Below are 15,362 nucleotides of genomic sequence, written 5' to 3' on the forward strand. Positions count from 1 at the left end.
CATCGCCCCTACTTCCCCCACATCTCCACTTCATCTCCATGAGTTATCCATACTTCTGCGCTATGCTCGGAGCAGATCATAGTGTAAGGAGTTGTCCCTCATGCAAACGCCGACCCATTCCCACCAAACCTCGACCCGCCTCCGCATGCTCCAGAGCCTCCGACACCTCGTTCAACTCGCCGTAGTCGGATTTATTATCGTCGTTGCGACGCAACACCTTGTTCTTGGCGATGCCAGTGCCTCTCCCGAAGCCTTCTGCCCGTTTGGGGGTCTTGAGACCCTCTACAGCTATCTCACAGGCGGGAGCACCATCGCCCACACCCACCTCTCCAATCTGGCGATCTTCCTGGCCGTGGTCATCACCAGCGTGATCGCCCGTGGTGCCTTCTGCGGCTGGATCTGCCCATTTGGCACCATCCAGGAGTGGATTCAGAGCGTGAGCCGCTGGCTCCAGCGCCGCATTCGGCCCTTTGGGCGGGCGATGCACTCCCTCAACCAGCATCTGAACCCGCGCACAAAGCGCGATGCCTACACTGGCCCAACCCTCGGCCAGCGTATTGACAAAGCCCTGAGCTATGGGCGTTATGTGGTACTGGCCTGGATCATCGGGGCCACCATCGCTTATGGCAGCATGGTCTTCCGCGACTACGATCCCTGGTCGGCGCTGTTGAGCATTGCCGAACTCCAGGTGACGGTGGGAACCTATATCCTGATCGCCTCGCTGGTGGCCTCCTTCTTTGTTGATCGAGCTTGGTGCCGGTACGCATGCCCACTTGGCGCAACGATCAGCCTGCTTGGACGCTTCAGCCCCTTTCGGATTGAGATATCCAAAAGCGCGTGCAACCAGTGTGGCCTTTGCACCCAGCACTGCCCGATGGGTATTGATGTAGCCCATGCAGGTGTCGTCACCGACATGCGCTGCATCGGATGTATGAAGTGTGTGAGTGATTGCTCCCGAACCGAGGCGATTGATATGCGTCTTGCCGTACCAGGTACGCCCTCGGTCGTCACGCCCAAGCAGTAGCGCAGAACAGAGGATGAGGAACCCACCATGAATATACCCACACCCGCCCGCCGCAGCCTCCACGTCCCTGGCCTCGTCTACGCCGCCCTCGTGCTGGGCCTCTTCTTCGGCAGCATCCTGATCGCTCAAGCCAGCGGCCTCTGGTCGGTCTCCGGCAAGTTCACCCCAAATGGGGTGCCGGTACAACTGAGCGGCACTGACCCCGCCACTATCAAAGGCTGGATGACCATTCAAGCAGTCCTTGATGCCTACCCTATAGATCAAGCTAGCCTCTACCATCAGTTTGGTATTCCAGAGGCGACTCCATTAAGTACTCCGCTCAAGGATTTAGAGGAGATAGCACCTAATTTCTCTATTACTGCTCTGCGTGACTGGCTGAGTACCCAGATCGCTCCTTAGAAAGGAGCGTGTCACGACGAATCCCGAAGCTCTTTCTTAGCGCGAAAAAGCCCTGGGAGTCAGGGCGTCCCGCCCTCAGCGGATACGCGGGCGAGACGCCCTCGCTTCCAGACTGTCCCAAGGCTTCTTCGTGCTCGAAGTCGCCAAAGAGCAACAAATATTGGGGTCTGGGGTTTCAGCCCCAAGGATTTTACCCATGCCCTGCTACCCGTAACTGTTCACACTTCTCCTAGCCTCGTAACTGTTCACACTTCTCCTAGCTTCCAGATTTTGACGCCAAGACGCAGAGGCGCAAAGCCTGCAACAAAACCTTTGCGTCCTTGCGCCTTTGCGTCAACACGAGATTTCTTTTACCCCAAGGGTGAATACTTACCTAGCCTCCAGATTTTGACGCCAAGACGCCAAGGCGCAAAGCCTGCAACAAAACCTTTGCGTCCTTGCGCCTTTGCGTCAACACGAGGTTTCTTTTACCCCAAGTGTGAACAGTTACTGCTACTCCCTATCTTGACACTACCCCACCTCAATGCTACCCTGTAGCATAGCAGCGTCCACATCGGATAGGGGCTAGGCGATGACAAACCAGGAGCCGACGATTGCAAACATCCTGCGCCAACTCGCCCATGAGTACGCGGGGCCAGTTGATGAGCGCCAACTCTTAGACCATGTGCTGCAACATCGTCCAAGTTCGGCCAAGAATCCCTATGCGACTATCCGCGAGCGGCTGCGTTGGGAAGGTATGGGCTTGGGTTGGCTGCGCATTAGTCGTAGCCAGTTGATCCCGCTGCGGGTGCTCCTCCAAGATCTCCACTTTCGCTGTGTGCCGCGTGCATGTGATATTGCCGATGGCCGTTTGCCATTAGCTCACTTCCTGCCTTTTGCGGGCATTCGTGGCAATTGGTTTGATCTCGTGGATGAGCATGGCCAGCCCTTCCCCTTCATCTCACCGGATCTGAATGACTCCAATAGCGATTTGCTTGCCAGTTTCGATCTGCGGGTTTGGTTTGAGCGTACCGGCTTTGTGCATGGTGATAGTCTCTTGGTGCGGATTATTCATCCTGCGCTGCGTGGGTCAATCCTGCGGGTTTCCCATGAGCCGCAGGCGTTGCGCCAGCCAACCCCCGATCAGGATCGCGATCTGCTCGAAACATTGGTGGATCGGGTGAACCACATTCAGGATGTGCTGGTTGCGTGTGAGGATGTTATTCTGCCGATCTTCGCCCTCGCACCATGGCGCACCGATTACCCCGGTACCCCTTGGCAGCACCTCGTGGTCCGCGATGGGCGCGTGCAGTTGGTGGATGATTCCTTCCTCACCAACCAGCACCAGATTGCGATCAACTTTTTGCCCTCTACCATCCAGGTGGTCTTTGAAGCGCAGTCTATTCCTGAAGTGGAGCGTATGGCGGCTGATAATGCCCTCTTGGCCGAAATTGAGGCGCTTCAGCGCGATTTGCGCCGCTCACGTGAGGAAGACGCTGATGCCGGTTTGTGGAACGGCCAGATCCAGCGCGCTTCGGCTGCCTATTCGACCCTCGATGCTGATATTGATCAACTCTTTACTCGTACTAGCCCACTGAGTGCGATTGAGGGCTATGATGAGTTTGATACCGATGACGACGATGATGATGATGATGCCTTTGGTCTCGATCATCTCGAATCGGACGCCATGTTGCTCTTCGAGAATGACGAGTTTGCCCGCCTCCAAGCCGCGCATCGCGAACTGATCGAGGCGCTCCCACCCGGAGTTGCCGATCAGATCGAAGCCGCTCGCCCCGAAGAGGCCGAGGTAATTCTCTCCCAGCACCTCAATATGTTGCTGGCTAAAAAGCCCCACCTCTTCCCCCCTCTCGATCTCAGCATGAGTCCCGATGAGATGGGGATTGAACCGCCTACCGAGAGCCTCTTTGATGCCGCCGCTTGGCAAGAGCAGGTCGAAGAAGAAGATGATGATGATGATTGGAGTGAGGAGGTTGATGACCTCTTTGCAATTGATGATGACTCGGCGCGTTTCTACGATGAGAGTAGCGACCTGATTAGCCAGTTTTATGACTATCTGCTCGAATTGGGGAAGCGTAGCACGACGGCTCGCTCACGTTCACATAATGTACTCGTCTATGCCGAGTTTCTCGCCCTCTACTACCAGCGCAGTCTGATCCAGGGCGATTATGCCAGTCTCGATGAGTGCCTTTTCTACTACTACCCGCGCCGGGTGATGAATACCTCGCCGCGTCAGGTGCGCGAGATCTGTACCTCGATGAAGCAGTTCTATGCCTTCCTCAAGGATCGCGGTCTGCTCGCCGATGACCGTTTTGCCCATGCGATCTGGCGGCGCCGCGACCAGGCTGCACGGGTTATCCAAATCTATGATCGCCTGGCAGGCGATTCGCCCAACTTCGATGCGCTCTTTGCCCGCCTCTTCCAGCCGTATACTGAGTAGAAGCCTCTAGGCCCGTTATGAAGCAGCTTGCCCCCAATGATCTCCTCCAGGGCCGTTACCGGATTCAGACGCTGATCGCTCAGGGTGGTATGGGGGCCGTCTACCGTGCCGTGGATGAACGCCTCGGTAATACGGTGGCGCTCAAACAGACCTTGATGAGTGATCCGGCTCTGCTGGCTGCCTTTGAACGCGAGGCGCGCCTGCTGGCTAACCTCCACCACCCCGCCTTGCCAGTGGTCAGTGACCACTTTACCGAGGGCAGTGGTCAGTTCCTCGTCATGCAGTATATCCCCGGCGATGATCTGGCCGCGCTCCTGGCCGCCCGTTCTGGCCCCTTCGCGCTTGCCGAGGTGACGCCCTGGGCCGACCGCCTGCTTGATGCGCTCGATTACTTGCATGCCCAGACGCCGCCGATCATCCACCGCGATCTCAAGCCGCAGAATCTCAAACTGACGCCGCGTGGTGAGATTGTGCTGCTCGATTTTGGTCTTGCCAAAGGCCAACTCGGGACGGGTCAGGCTGGAACGATGCCCAGCCTCTTTGGCTATACGCCGCAGTATGCGCCGCTCGAACAGATTCAGGGCACCGGCACCGACCCGCGTAGCGATCTGTATGCCTTCGGGGCCACGTTTTACCAACTGCTCACCGGCAATGCCCCGCCCGACGCGCTCACCCGCGCTGCGGCCCTGGTAGCGGGCAACCCCGATCCGCTGCGCCCCGCCCATCTGCTCAATTCGGGTCTCCCGCTCGCCCTGAGCGATCTGCTCCAGACCTGTATGGCCCAGGCTCCTAATCAACGCCCCGCCTCGGCTGCGGCGCTGCGTCAGGCGTGGCAGGCTGCTCTCCCGGCTGCTCCCGCGACGCCTGCCAACCTCATTACCCATACGCCCAGTAGCGCTGGCCAGCCGACTATCGCCATGGCCCGCGAGGCCACGCCGACCTCCTCGGCACCCAATAAGCTGGCGCTGATTGGGCTGGTGGCAGGGTTGGCCATGATCATCCTGATCGCGGCGCTAGTGGGGATGCTCCGCCTCTTTAGCGCCGATTCATCGGTGCAGGTGGGGGAACGCCCCAATCCCGTCGCCACCATCGTGCTGAATGTGGGGGCCAGTACCGCAACCCCGCTGCCTGACGCCGGGAGTAGCCGCACTACGCCCCTTCCCCCTGGCTCCACCGCCCAGATCGCGAGTTGGGCCGTGGCGGTCAAGGATGTCACTCGTGGTAAGGACGCCTGGGATCTGCTGTACGAGACCAACTCGAACAACGATCCACCGCCTGATGGCCATGAGTATGTGGTGGTGCATCTGCGTGCGCAGGCATTGCAAGGTAGCGAGGATAACCCTGATCTCTATCCCCAACTGACGGGTGATCAGCGGGTTGGCTACCTCCCGGTTGCGGCGGTCACGCCTCATCAGCGCCCGGATACCTACGCTAAGGATGCGGTGTTCGATATTGATATTCCCTATTTGGTAGTGCAGGATGAGGGCAATCTGATTCTTGCGGTGGATGATCTGGGCAGTTTTGATCAAGCGCCGGTCTTTGTGGCGCTTGATGCCGGAGCTAGTGTCTCTGTGGATATGAGTCTGCGCGATCTTCGCCCAACCTCCCTGGGCGAAGATCCGCGTGAACCGGCTGAGATCGGTGAGACGGTGACCACCGAGGATTTTGAGGTGACGGTGCTAGAAGAGATCCGTGGTGAGGCAGCCTATCAGCAACTTCTTGAGGCGAATCAATTTAATGATCCCCCCAAGCAGGGCTATGAGTATCTCTTGGCCCGCGTTGAGGTGCGCTCCCTCAGTACTAAGGATGATACAGTCATGGTCAGTGATAGCGATTTCTACACTGTCATCGGCAATGCCGAAGATATTGAGGCCACTATCCAGCGCTATCCAGCCGTGGTAGAACCTGAACCTAAGCTCTCGCACTATCTCTATCCGGGTGGTAAGGGTAGTGGCTGGATTACCGTCGAGATCCCCAAGGATACCCCAGAGGTGCGCCTCGTCTTTGGGCCGAGTTTTGCGAGTAATGAACGCAATACGCGCTATTTTGTGATTGGTGATTGATGCTTACCTATACCGTCTCCATGCCCGATCCGCATACCCACCTCTTCCATGTTGAGGTGGCCATTGACGCCGTTGCCAGCCCCCAGCTTGAGCTGCATCTGCCCGCGTGGACGCCCGGCTCCTACATGATCCGCGAGTATGCGCGCCATGTGCAGGAGTTTTGCGCCACTGGCCCGGATGGTCAGTTGCTGCCCTGGCGCAAGACGGCGAAGGCGCTCTGGCAGGTGGATACCGAGGGCGTTACGGATGTGCGGGTCAGTTATAAGGTCTACGCCTTTGAACAGACGGTGCGTACCAGTTACCTCGATGCCAGCCACGGCTACTTCAACCCCGGCAACCTCTGCATGTACCTCCCCGAACGTAGCCACGCGCCACTCACTCTGCGCGTGCTGCCCGCCGAGGGCTGGCGGGTCAGTACCGCCCTTGAGCCGGATGGATCGGGGCCGTGGTGCTACCGCGCCAACGACTATGATGAGTTGGTGGATAGCCCCTGCGAGTGTGGGACGCAGCGTGTGTTGACCTTCTGTGTGGATGGTGTTCCCCACGAGATTGCTATGTATGGCTATGGGAACGAGGACGAAGCGCGGCTGCTGCGCGATACCCAGCGTATTGTGGAATCCCAGCGCGACATGTTTGGTAGCCTGCCCTATCCGCACTACCTCTTCATCCTGCACCTCACCGACGGGCGCGGGGGTGGCTTGGAGCATCGCAACAGTGTCACCAACATGGTAGACCGCTGGAGTTTCCAGCCGGAGCGTTCCTACGAACGCTACCTCTCACTCACCTCGCACGAGCTATTCCATGTGTGGAATGTGAAACGGCTGCGCCCCGCCGCACTCGGCCCCTTCGACTATAGCCAGGAGAACTACACCCGCCTGATCTGGTTTGTGGAGGGGGTGACGAGCTATTATGATGAGTTGCTGCTGGTGCGCGGTGGGCTGATGCAGCCCGAACGCTTTCTGGATCGCCTCGCCGATGAGATCCTCAACCTCCAGAGCCAGCCGGGTCGCCAGTTGCAGACGTTGGAAGAGAGCAGCTTTGACGCCTGGATCAAGTACTACCGCCCCGATGAAAATTCGGCCAATACCAGTATCTCCTACTACCTCAAGGGTGCACTGGTGAGTATGTTGCTGGATATGCAGATCCGGCGCGTGACCAACGGTACCCACTGCCTGGATGACGTGGTGCGCCTGCTCTACCAGCGCTACCCGATCAGCGGCCCCGGCATCCCCGAAGAGGGTGCGGTGCTGGCAGCGGTGGAGGAGATCGCCGGGGCGCAGGCGGGGCTGTTCCGCGACTTCTTCGCCCACATGATCGCCGGGACGACCGAGCTTGACTATAGCTCCGGCCTCGCCGTGGTGGGCCTCGAACTGCGCTGGAGCCACCGCGCCCCCCGCCCCGACGGCAGCGCCCCGGCATGGCTGGGCGCGACATTCAAGCGCAAGGGCGAACGTACCGTGGTTGCCTCGGTACGCTCAGACAGCCCCGCCTACAGCGCCGGGGTCTACGCCGAAGATGAACTGGTGGCCCTGAATGGCTGGCGGGTGGACGAGGAGAAGGTGCAGGCGCGGCTGGCCGAATATGCCCCCGGCAGCACCGTGCGCCTGAGTCTCTTCCGGGGCGACGCGCTGATTACGGTGCCCGTGGCCCTCACGGCTGCGCCGTATGACCGGCTGGAGGTGGTGGCTGTGGCCAGCCCGACCGAGCAGCAGCGGGAGCAGTTCCAGCACTGGATGGGGTGTTAGTATCCGCAGATTACGCAGATTACGCAGATTAGCCCGGTGTACAATCGCAGAGGACGCATACGTATCCGCAGATTACGCAGATTAGCCCGGTGTACAACCGCAGAGGACGCAGAGGGGCGCAGAGGGCTGTCAATTACGACCTTCCACGTAACTGTAACTGTTCACACTTGGGGTAAAGAGAGCTTCTGATTGACGCAAAGGCGCAAAGACGCAAAGATTTTGATAGGGCTTCTATGAAATACTTTGCGCCTTGGCGTCTTTGCGTCAAAACCGGAATGCTAGGAGAACTGTGAATAGTTACCCTTCCACCTTCCACCTCTGCATCCTCTGCGGTTGAATAATTATGACGACGATACCACCTGCTCTTTGCGGTACTCATCAGCAACAGCGCGGAGCGCATGCACCAACTCGGCCGAGGCTGCCATCTCATCGGGGTGGGTCGAGACACTCTCGATATTCACCCCCAGTGGGATGCTCTCGTCCACATGCTCGAAGATCGTGCGTAGGTAGGTGCTACAGATCTCAATCGAGGTACTAAAGGGCGCGGCACTCGCAAAGATCGCCCGCTCAGCATCGGGATGCACCGCCACCCCCAGCCACTTGAGGAAGGTCATGGTACCGGGGCGACCACATGGCGAGAAGGTCAGCACGATGCGGCGCGGGGTCTGGCTATGCTCGCGGCACACCTGCACATAGTCGCTGAGCAGTTGCAGGGTTGGAGCCGGATCATAGACCACCTGCGAGACGAAGAAGCGGCTGCCACGGGCGGCCTTGAGTACCAAACGCTGGCTCTCGTTATACTCCGGCGTGTGGCGCTCGGCAATCACCACCCCACCCAGCATCGCGGTCGTCACATGCTCCTGCGCCAACTGCATGGCGCGATCCACAAAGAGTGTGTCCGGCGGCGGCACCGGGACGGACGAGCCAACCAGAATAAACTGGCCGATCTGGTAGTCATGATGGGCCGCGTGCAGCCACTCGACCCAGCCCGCTTCACCCAGTTCACCCACACTCTTATAGGTGATCGCCTGCAAGCCGGTGCGATCCTGCAACATCCGGCTGTAGATACGCGGGTCAATCGTGGGCTGATAGGGGAAGGGGCGCGGTTCGGTCGTGCGTCCAGTCTCCTCCTGCACGTCATACACCACGAGGCCATCAATCGGCAAACTGCGCACGCGCTCGGCCAACAGGTCGGCGGCACGCTCAATCTTTTCGGGGCTGGTGGTAGCGCGGGGCGGCACTGAACCGTAGAGTGTCACAAACCGCTGTGGATCGACAAGCAACGCCTGGAGGTTCATGCGTGGTTTTCCTTTGGGTAGGGTTGGTATGAGGGGTCAAAAAGTTGCTTGACGCATCATAGCCGATCTTTGACATGATGATGCAAGTAGGGGCGAAGCATCGCCCGCCAACCTCGTTTGGGTTCGCCGACCACATGGAGGGCGATGCTTCGCCCCTACAATGCCTCCTGCGCCAGATTCAACACCACCACCCCAACAATGATCAGCACGATCCCCACGATCCGCAGTGGACTCAGGCTCTCCTGCCACAACCAGACCCCAATCGCGGCGGTGGCGGCGGTGCCTACCCCCGACCAGATCGCGTAGGCGTTACCCAACGGGATCTGTTTCAGACTGAGCGCGAGCAGGTAGAATGCCAGCCCGTACCCGACAATCACGATCAGGCTAGGAACCAACTTACTGAAGCCGTCCGAGTATTTGAGCGCCGTCGTACCGATCACTTCACTCGTGATCGCACCCAGCAGCAGAAGCAACGCAGGTAGCGGCATAGAACGGATTCCTTGGCATAGGCTGTGCTATAATAACCGGCGTTGCTATAATACCATTTTTAGTAGGGGCGAAGCATCGCCCAGCATAGGGTCTGAGAAATACAAACTGGATTGGTGGGCGATGCTTCGCCCCTACAATGCATGCCATATATCAAGAATCCCTATAAACTATGAGCGACATCAAACCTGATCGCACCGAGCGCTACGATCCCGCTGCTATCGAGTCGAAGTGGCAAGAGCGTTGGGCCACCGATGATCTCTATCGCACCACCCCCGCAGATGATCGTCCAAAATACTATATTCTGGACTTCTTCCCCTATCCGAGCGGTGAGGGGTTGAGCGTTGGTCATTGCCGCAACTACGTCCCCACCGACCTGATCGCCCGCTATTACCGCATGAAGGGCTTCAACGTCCTGCACCCGATGGGCTGGGATGCCTTCGGCCTGCCTGCCGAGAATGCGGCGCTCAAGCTCAAGACCAACCCGGCAATCCTCATCCGCCGCTTCGCCGACAACTATAAGCGCCAGATGTCGCTCATTGGGGCCAGTTATGACTGGAGCCGCGAGATCAACTCCTCCACCCCGGAGTATTACCACTGGACACAGTGGATCTTCTTGCGCCTCTATACCTCCTGGTACGACACCCGCGTGGATCGGGCGCGCCCAATTGCGGATCTGGAAGCCGAACTGGCCACGCATGGCACCAGCCAACTCGGTCTGCCCCTCTCGGAGCAGCCGGTCAGTGCTGCCGAGTGGAATGGCTATAGCCCCCTCGAAAAGCAGGAGTTCCTCAAGCGTTTCCGGTTGGCCTACCGGGGCGAAGCGACCGTCAACTGGGACCCGGTAGACAAGACGGTGCTGGCCAACGAAGAGGTGCTGCCCGACGGCACGGCGTGGCGTTCAGGCGCACTGGTGGAGCGCAAGAAGCTCAAGCAGTGGTTCTTCCGCATCTCCGCCTACTCGGATCGTCTGGATCGGGACCTCGACACCGTAGACTGGCCGGGGCGCATCGTCACCATGCAGCGCAACTGGATTGGGCGCTCGCAGGGTGCCGAGGTGATCTTCACCACCGAGCAAGGTGCGCCGATCATCATCTACACCACCCGCCCCGATACGCTCTGGGGCGCGACCTTCATGGTACTCTCGCCAGAGCATCCACTGGTCGCCAGCATCACCAGTGATGAGCAGCGGGCGGCGGTGGAGGCATATAGTGCCGAGGCCAAAATCAAGGGCGCGGTAGTCGCCCCGGTCGAGGACAAAGAGAAGACCGGCGTCTTTACCGGCGGCTACGCGATCAACCCGGTCAATGGTGCGCGCATCCCGATCTGGGTCGCCGACTATGTGTTGATGGGCTACGGCACCGGCGCGATCATGGCCGTCCCCGCCCATGACGAGCGCGACTTCGCCTTTGCGCTCAAGTTTGGCCTACCGATCATCCCCGTGATTGCGCGCACCGACGACCGTGCGCGTTCACTGTTGCGGGCGGGCAGCTACACCGAGGCGCTACCCGACGCGCTACGGGCAGCGGGCTTTGAGCCGGTGCTGCAAGAAGATGGCGCACTCATCACCGCGATGCGCGGCGACCAAGCGCAGCGCTACGCCGAGTTGGTGCGCCCCAACCTGCTCGCCGGGTGGAGCGAGGTGGTCGGCGCGGCCTGGCTGGCCATCTTCCCCGACGCGATCATCCCCTTCGACTCGCAGGCCGCCGATGCGACGCTGGTCGCCCGCATGGAGGGCGCGTGGCCGAGCTACATGGCCTACCTGAACAGCATCCCCGCCTACCAGGATCTGCTCTTCCACGCCGAATATGGCAGCCCGATTAACTCCGGGCCGATCAACGGCCTACCGGGTGAGGAGGCCATCAGCCGCACCGTGGCCTACCTAGAAGAACAGGGCCAGGGCAAAGGCCGCCAGAACTACAAGATGCGCGACTGGCTGATCAGTCGCCAGCGCTACTGGGGCACCCCCATCCCGATCATCCACACCGAGGATGGCTTGGAGATCCCCGTTGCTGATGATCAACTACCACTCACCCTACCGGGCGTCGAGAGCTACGAACCGACCGCCACCGGCGAATCGCCACTGGCTCTGATTGACGAGTGGGTCAACGTCACCCTGCCCGACGGGCGGCGCGGGCGGCGTGAGACCGACACGATGGGCACCTTTGCCTGCTCCTCGTGGTACTACATGCGCTTCACCGACCCCAAAAACCCGCAGCAACTGGCAATTCCAGAGGAGTTGAACTACTGGCTGCCGGTAGACATGTATGTGGGTGGGGCCGAACATGCCGTGATGCACCTGCTCTACTCGCGCTTCTGGACGAAGGTACTCTACGATCTGGAGGTGGTGCCCTTCAAGGAACCCTTCAAGCGCCTACGCAACCAAGGGCTAATTCTCGCCCCGGCGCGCGAAGAAGAGGGCAAGATCATCATCGAGAAGATGTCCAAGTCGAAGGGCAACGTCATCACCCCCGACGACGTAGTGGCCAAACACGGCGCAGACGCACTACGCGGCTACGAATGCTTCATCTCCGACTTTGAAGCCTCGGTACCCTGGAACACCGACGGCGTGCCCGGAGTACGGCGCTGGCTGGATCGGGTCTGGCGGATTGTGCTGAGCACCCCCGAAGATGGCGGGCAAACCGGCGAGATGAACGAGCGCCAATTGCGCCGCGTCACCCACCAGACCATCATCCGGGTCGAGCGCGACACCATCGAGTTCAAGTTCAACACGATCATCTCGGCACTGATGGAGTTCACCAACGCACTCTACCGCGCACGCGACGCCGGGCTGCTCGGTACTCCCGCCTGGGAGGAAGCGATCCACACGCTGATGCTGCTCATCGCCCCGGTAGCACCGCACATCGCCGAAGAGCTGTGGATGCGCACCGGCCACAGCTACAGCGTCCACCAGCAAACCTGGCCCACCCCCGACCCGGCGCTGGCCGCCGAGGACGAGATCGAAGTGGTGCTGCAAGTCAACGGCAAAGTGCGCGACAAACTCACCGTACCCGTCGGGGCGAGTGAAGAAGAGTTACGCGCCCTTGCTATGGCCAGCGAGCGCGTGAATAGCTACGTCGGCGACAAGAGCATCCGCAAAGTGATCGTCGTCCCGGGCAAACTGGTCAACGTCGTAGTGGGATAAACCGCATGCGCCGCCCCATTGGGGCGGCGCATGCTCATGGAAGACTATGCCAATCTTTGAAAACCGGATCGTGCGCGCCTACCTGGTGATCGCCATGGGCGCGATCCTCTACATGCTACGGCGCTACGCGCTACCCACCTTCTTCGAGGCCGAAGGCGTTCCCTTCGACATCTCTGGGCCATCAGCACTCTTATCGTGCTACAACGGCTTTGCCATCAACACCTGCGCCGACGGCTTCATCGTGGGTTTAACGATCATTGGCGTCATCGTCGCCATCGGCTGGGGCAGCCTCGGCATGAGCATCTTCGGGATCATTCTCGCCATCCCCCCGGCAGTCCTCTACTTCTCCCTCAGCCCAATCTGGGCACCCCTCCTGAGCCTGCTCGTCATCCCGATAGCGCTGGAGATCGGGCTACGCTTCCTGGTACCGGGTTCGGGGGAGTAGCGGGGTAGCGTAACTGTTTACATTTCTCCTTGCATCCTGGTTTTGACGCAAAGCGGTACACCACATCAACCGCAGAGGACACAGAGGTACGCAGAGGACGAACCGTAGGGGCGCATCGTGATGCGCCCACTACGAGCCACCCATGGAGGGGCGCATCGCGATGCGCCCGCCGGGATGCGCCTATCGTCATCCCTCTGCGTACCTCCGCGCCCTCTGCGGTACACCACATCAACCGCAGAGGACGCGGAGGTACGCAGAGGATTCAGAGGTAGTGGTGCGCGGGTGATCTCACGCCAGCAACCCCGGCGCGAGCCAACGCACCAGTAGCGCAACCATCCCACCCCCCAACACCAACCACGCCGAGTTGAGCTTAAAGCGGAAGAGCAGCAGCGCCGCCACGAGCGCCAGCCTCGCCGAGCTGCTGCGCGAGCCACGGGTGCGTGCGGTGGGCGATGGTACCCGCCGCCCTGCCCCCCGATGACATCCAATTCGTGTTGGGCGGCTTATCAAAAGCCGCCACTGTTTGAAGGCTGCGCAGCCGGAGCGCCCGTGGTGCGCCCCGCACATCTGTGCTTGTAATTTCTCCCAGGGAAATGTATACTTAGAGTATATACTATGTCACGGAGGGAGGCTCATATGGATAGCGCAAAGCTCTTTCAAAATGGAAAAAGCCAAGCCGTCAGACTTCCCAAAGAGTATCGGTTTCGCGGCTCAAAAGTGTATATTAAGCGGATGGGAAATGCGATTGTGCTCATTCCTGAGCACGATTCGTGGCAATTGATGATCGAAAGTTTAGCGCTTTTTTCCGATGATTTTCTGGTAGAGCGTGTGCAACCTCCCGTGGAAGAACGGGATAATCTGTTTGACGAGCCCTTGTAAGACGAGAGCGGTGAGCACTATATGCGCTATCTGCTTGACACGAACATCTGTGTGGCCCTCATTCGGCAACGACCACCGGCGGTTATTCAGCATATTACCAATCACCACCTGACCGATATTTGTATATCTACCATCACGATTGCTGAGTTGCAGTATGGGGTACATAATCAACCGCAGAGGACGCGGAGGTACGCAGAGGATTCAGAGGTAGTGGTGCGCGGGTGATCTCACCCCAACCACCCCGGCACGAGCCAACGTACCAGCAGCGCCACCACCCCGCCTCCCAACACCAACCACGCCGAGTTGAGCTTAAAGCGAAAGAGCAGCAGCGCCGCCACCAGCGCCAACAGCACCGTCAACCAATCCACCAGCGCTGCCCGCCCCAACTCCCAGAGCACCGCCGCCATTAAACCCAAGGCCGCCACATTCACCCCATCGAGAAAGCCACCCATCCAGGGAGAGCGCCGTAACACAGGAATGAGCGGATTGACCCCCGCCACAAAGAGAAACGACGGCAGAAAGATGCCCAACGTCGCCAAGACCGCTCCGGGCAGACCAGCCACGAGGTAGCCGATAAATGTCGCACTGGTGAAGAGCGGACCAGGGGTAAACTGGCCAATAGCGATGGCATCAAGCAGTTGCTGATTGGTCAGCCAGCCGAGTCGTACCACAAACTCATTGCGCAGGAAGGCCAGCAACACATAGCCACTCCCATACAGCACCGCCCCAATCTTCAGAAAGCTCCAAAAGAGCTGCCCCAACGACACCGGCACAACCTGAGCCAACCCCAACGGAGTCAGAGTTCCTAGCGGCAGCAGCGCCCCAAGCGCCCCCGGTGGCATGCGCACCAGATTGCGCACCAGCATCACCAAAAAGCCACCTCCGAAGAGCAAGGTCAACTCATTAACGCCCAGCAGATAGAGCAACAGCACCGCTCCGCCAACAGACGCCAAGAACCACCCCTTCACCGCCGTCTTTGCCAAGCCCCAGAGCGCCTGCGCCACAACCGCAATAATGACCGGCTTAATCCCATACAGCAGCCACTCTGCCGCAGGCAACGCCCCAAACTGCACATAGGCCCAAGCACAAGCCAGCACAATCAACGCCGCAGGCAACACAAAGCAGAAACCGGCGGCGATCATCCCACGCCATCCCGCCCGCACCTGCCCAACATGGATCACCATCTCGGTCGAATTGGGGCCAGGAATCAGGTTCGTCGCCCCCAACAGATCCAAGAAATGCGCATCACTGATCCACTTGCGCCGCGTCACCACCTCATCGCGCAGCATGGCAATATGCGCCGCCGGGCCACCAAAGGCGGTCAAACCGAGCCGTAGTGCAAGTAGGGAGACTTCGGCTAACCGATCTTGTGCTGAAGTAGGCTCCTGCTCCATAAACGCCATCCTATGTCTGTTCCTTCAGAGGACGCCGAGGGGCGCTC

13 protein-coding genes are annotated in these 15,362 nt (G+C 59.6%); 9 read left to right on the forward strand and 4 right to left on the reverse strand.

Annotated elements, in window-relative coordinates; translation table 11 throughout:
* Positions 1 to 100: 100 nt before the first annotated feature.
* From EKD03_RS07050 to EKD03_RS07070, 5 genes are all read left to right on the forward strand, one after another.
* Positions 101 to 1,024: a 4Fe-4S binding protein gene (locus EKD03_RS07050; protein ID WP_129629013.1), complete on the forward strand. Its 924-nt coding sequence runs from the start codon at positions 101 to 103 to the stop codon at positions 1,022 to 1,024.
* 27 nt (positions 1,025 to 1,051) lie between these two features.
* The gene (locus EKD03_RS07055; RefSeq protein ID WP_129629015.1) at positions 1,052 to 1,423 is read left to right on the forward strand and encodes a hypothetical protein; all 372 of its coding nucleotides are present in this window, start codon (positions 1,052 to 1,054) and stop codon (positions 1,421 to 1,423) included.
* 571 nt (positions 1,424 to 1,994) lie between these two features.
* Positions 1,995 to 3,860, forward strand: coding sequence for a hypothetical protein (locus EKD03_RS07060; RefSeq protein ID WP_129629017.1), 1,866 nt, complete (start codon positions 1,995 to 1,997; stop codon positions 3,858 to 3,860).
* 17 nt (positions 3,861 to 3,877) lie between these two features.
* Positions 3,878 to 5,923 (forward strand): serine/threonine-protein kinase, encoded by a 2,046-nt coding sequence (locus EKD03_RS18375; RefSeq protein ID WP_161569204.1) that lies wholly within the window; start codon positions 3,878 to 3,880, stop codon positions 5,921 to 5,923.
* On the forward strand, positions 5,923 to 7,668 hold the full coding sequence (locus EKD03_RS07070; protein WP_129629019.1) for a M61 family metallopeptidase: 1,746 nt from the start codon (positions 5,923 to 5,925) through the stop codon (positions 7,666 to 7,668). Before EKD03_RS18375 ends, EKD03_RS07070 begins: the two co-directional genes overlap by 1 nt.
* A gap of 341 nt (positions 7,669 to 8,009) precedes the next feature.
* Here EKD03_RS07070 and EKD03_RS07075 read toward each other — a convergent pair whose 3' ends face one another.
* On the reverse strand, positions 8,010 to 8,966 hold the full coding sequence (locus EKD03_RS07075; RefSeq protein WP_129629021.1) for a hypothetical protein: 957 nt from the start codon (positions 8,964 to 8,966) through the stop codon (positions 8,010 to 8,012).
* A gap of 155 nt (positions 8,967 to 9,121) precedes the next feature.
* The gene (locus EKD03_RS07080) at positions 9,122 to 9,454 is read right to left on the reverse strand and encodes a DMT family transporter (RefSeq protein WP_129629023.1); all 333 of its coding nucleotides are present in this window, start codon (positions 9,452 to 9,454) and stop codon (positions 9,122 to 9,124) included.
* Positions 9,455 to 9,624: 170 nt separating this feature from the next.
* Here EKD03_RS07080 and EKD03_RS07085 point away from each other — a divergent pair, with 170 nt between their 5' ends.
* Both EKD03_RS07085 and EKD03_RS07090 read left to right on the forward strand, forming a co-directional pair.
* The gene (locus EKD03_RS07085) at positions 9,625 to 12,597 is read left to right on the forward strand and encodes a leucine--tRNA ligase (protein ID WP_129629025.1); all 2,973 of its coding nucleotides are present in this window, start codon (positions 9,625 to 9,627) and stop codon (positions 12,595 to 12,597) included.
* 46 nt (positions 12,598 to 12,643) lie between these two features.
* On the forward strand, positions 12,644 to 13,042 hold the full coding sequence (locus EKD03_RS07090; protein WP_129629027.1) for a hypothetical protein: 399 nt from the start codon (positions 12,644 to 12,646) through the stop codon (positions 13,040 to 13,042).
* Between the two features lie 288 nt (positions 13,043 to 13,330).
* Here EKD03_RS07090 and EKD03_RS07095 read toward each other — a convergent pair whose 3' ends face one another.
* Entirely contained in the window at positions 13,331 to 13,609 is a 279-nt protein-coding gene (locus tag EKD03_RS07095) for a hypothetical protein (RefSeq protein ID WP_129629029.1), read from the reverse strand.
* A gap of 69 nt (positions 13,610 to 13,678) precedes the next feature.
* Here EKD03_RS07095 and vapB point away from each other — a divergent pair, with 69 nt between their 5' ends.
* Both vapB and EKD03_RS07105 read left to right on the forward strand, forming a co-directional pair.
* Positions 13,679 to 13,921: a type II toxin-antitoxin system antitoxin VapB gene (gene vapB, locus EKD03_RS07100; RefSeq protein WP_129629031.1), complete on the forward strand. Its 243-nt coding sequence runs from the start codon at positions 13,679 to 13,681 to the stop codon at positions 13,919 to 13,921.
* 21 nt (positions 13,922 to 13,942) lie between these two features.
* The gene (locus tag EKD03_RS07105) at positions 13,943 to 14,146 is read left to right on the forward strand and encodes a type II toxin-antitoxin system VapC family toxin (RefSeq protein WP_129629033.1); all 204 of its coding nucleotides are present in this window, start codon (positions 13,943 to 13,945) and stop codon (positions 14,144 to 14,146) included.
* 2 nt (positions 14,147 to 14,148) lie between these two features.
* On the opposite strand, the gene chrA is transcribed toward EKD03_RS07105, so the two are convergent.
* Positions 14,149 to 15,315 (reverse strand): chromate efflux transporter, encoded by a 1,167-nt coding sequence (gene chrA, locus EKD03_RS07110; protein ID WP_129629035.1) that lies wholly within the window; start codon positions 15,313 to 15,315, stop codon positions 14,149 to 14,151.
* Positions 15,316 to 15,362: the final 47 nt, after the last annotated feature.

Origin of the sequence: Candidatus Oscillochloris fontis (assembly GCF_004138135.1) — a bacterium.
Classification (GTDB): Bacteria; Chloroflexota; Chloroflexia; order Chloroflexales; family Chloroflexaceae; genus Oscillochloris; species Oscillochloris fontis.

Bases quoted from the DNA above. Each gene is read 5' to 3' on its own strand.
- EKD03_RS07095 (WP_129629029.1), bottom strand. From the start codon at position 13,609: ATGTGCGGGGCGCACCACGGGCGCTCCGGCTGCGCAGCCTTCAAACAG.
- EKD03_RS07060 (WP_129629017.1), top strand. From the start codon at position 1,995: ATGACAAACCAGGAGCCGACGATTGCAAACATCCTGCGCCAACTCGCC.
- EKD03_RS07070 (WP_129629019.1), top strand. From the start codon at position 5,923: ATGCTTACCTATACCGTCTCCATGCCCGATCCGCATACCCACCTCTTC.
- EKD03_RS07075 (WP_129629021.1), bottom strand. From the start codon at position 8,966: ATGAACCTCCAGGCGTTGCTTGTCGATCCACAGCGGTTTGTGACACTC.
- EKD03_RS07105 (WP_129629033.1), top strand. From the start codon at position 13,943: ATGCGCTATCTGCTTGACACGAACATCTGTGTGGCCCTCATTCGGCAA.
- EKD03_RS07050 (WP_129629013.1), top strand. From the start codon at position 101: ATGCAAACGCCGACCCATTCCCACCAAACCTCGACCCGCCTCCGCATG.
- EKD03_RS07055 (WP_129629015.1), top strand. From the start codon at position 1,052: ATGAATATACCCACACCCGCCCGCCGCAGCCTCCACGTCCCTGGCCTC.
- EKD03_RS07080 (WP_129629023.1), bottom strand. From the start codon at position 9,454: ATGCCGCTACCTGCGTTGCTTCTGCTGCTGGGTGCGATCACGAGTGAA.
- EKD03_RS18375 (WP_161569204.1), top strand. From the start codon at position 3,878: ATGAAGCAGCTTGCCCCCAATGATCTCCTCCAGGGCCGTTACCGGATT.
- vapB (WP_129629031.1), top strand. From the start codon at position 13,679: ATGGATAGCGCAAAGCTCTTTCAAAATGGAAAAAGCCAAGCCGTCAGA.
- EKD03_RS07085 (WP_129629025.1), top strand. From the start codon at position 9,625: ATGAGCGACATCAAACCTGATCGCACCGAGCGCTACGATCCCGCTGCT.
- chrA (WP_129629035.1), bottom strand. From the start codon at position 15,315: ATGGAGCAGGAGCCTACTTCAGCACAAGATCGGTTAGCCGAAGTCTCC.
- EKD03_RS07090 (WP_129629027.1), top strand. From the start codon at position 12,644: ATGCCAATCTTTGAAAACCGGATCGTGCGCGCCTACCTGGTGATCGCC.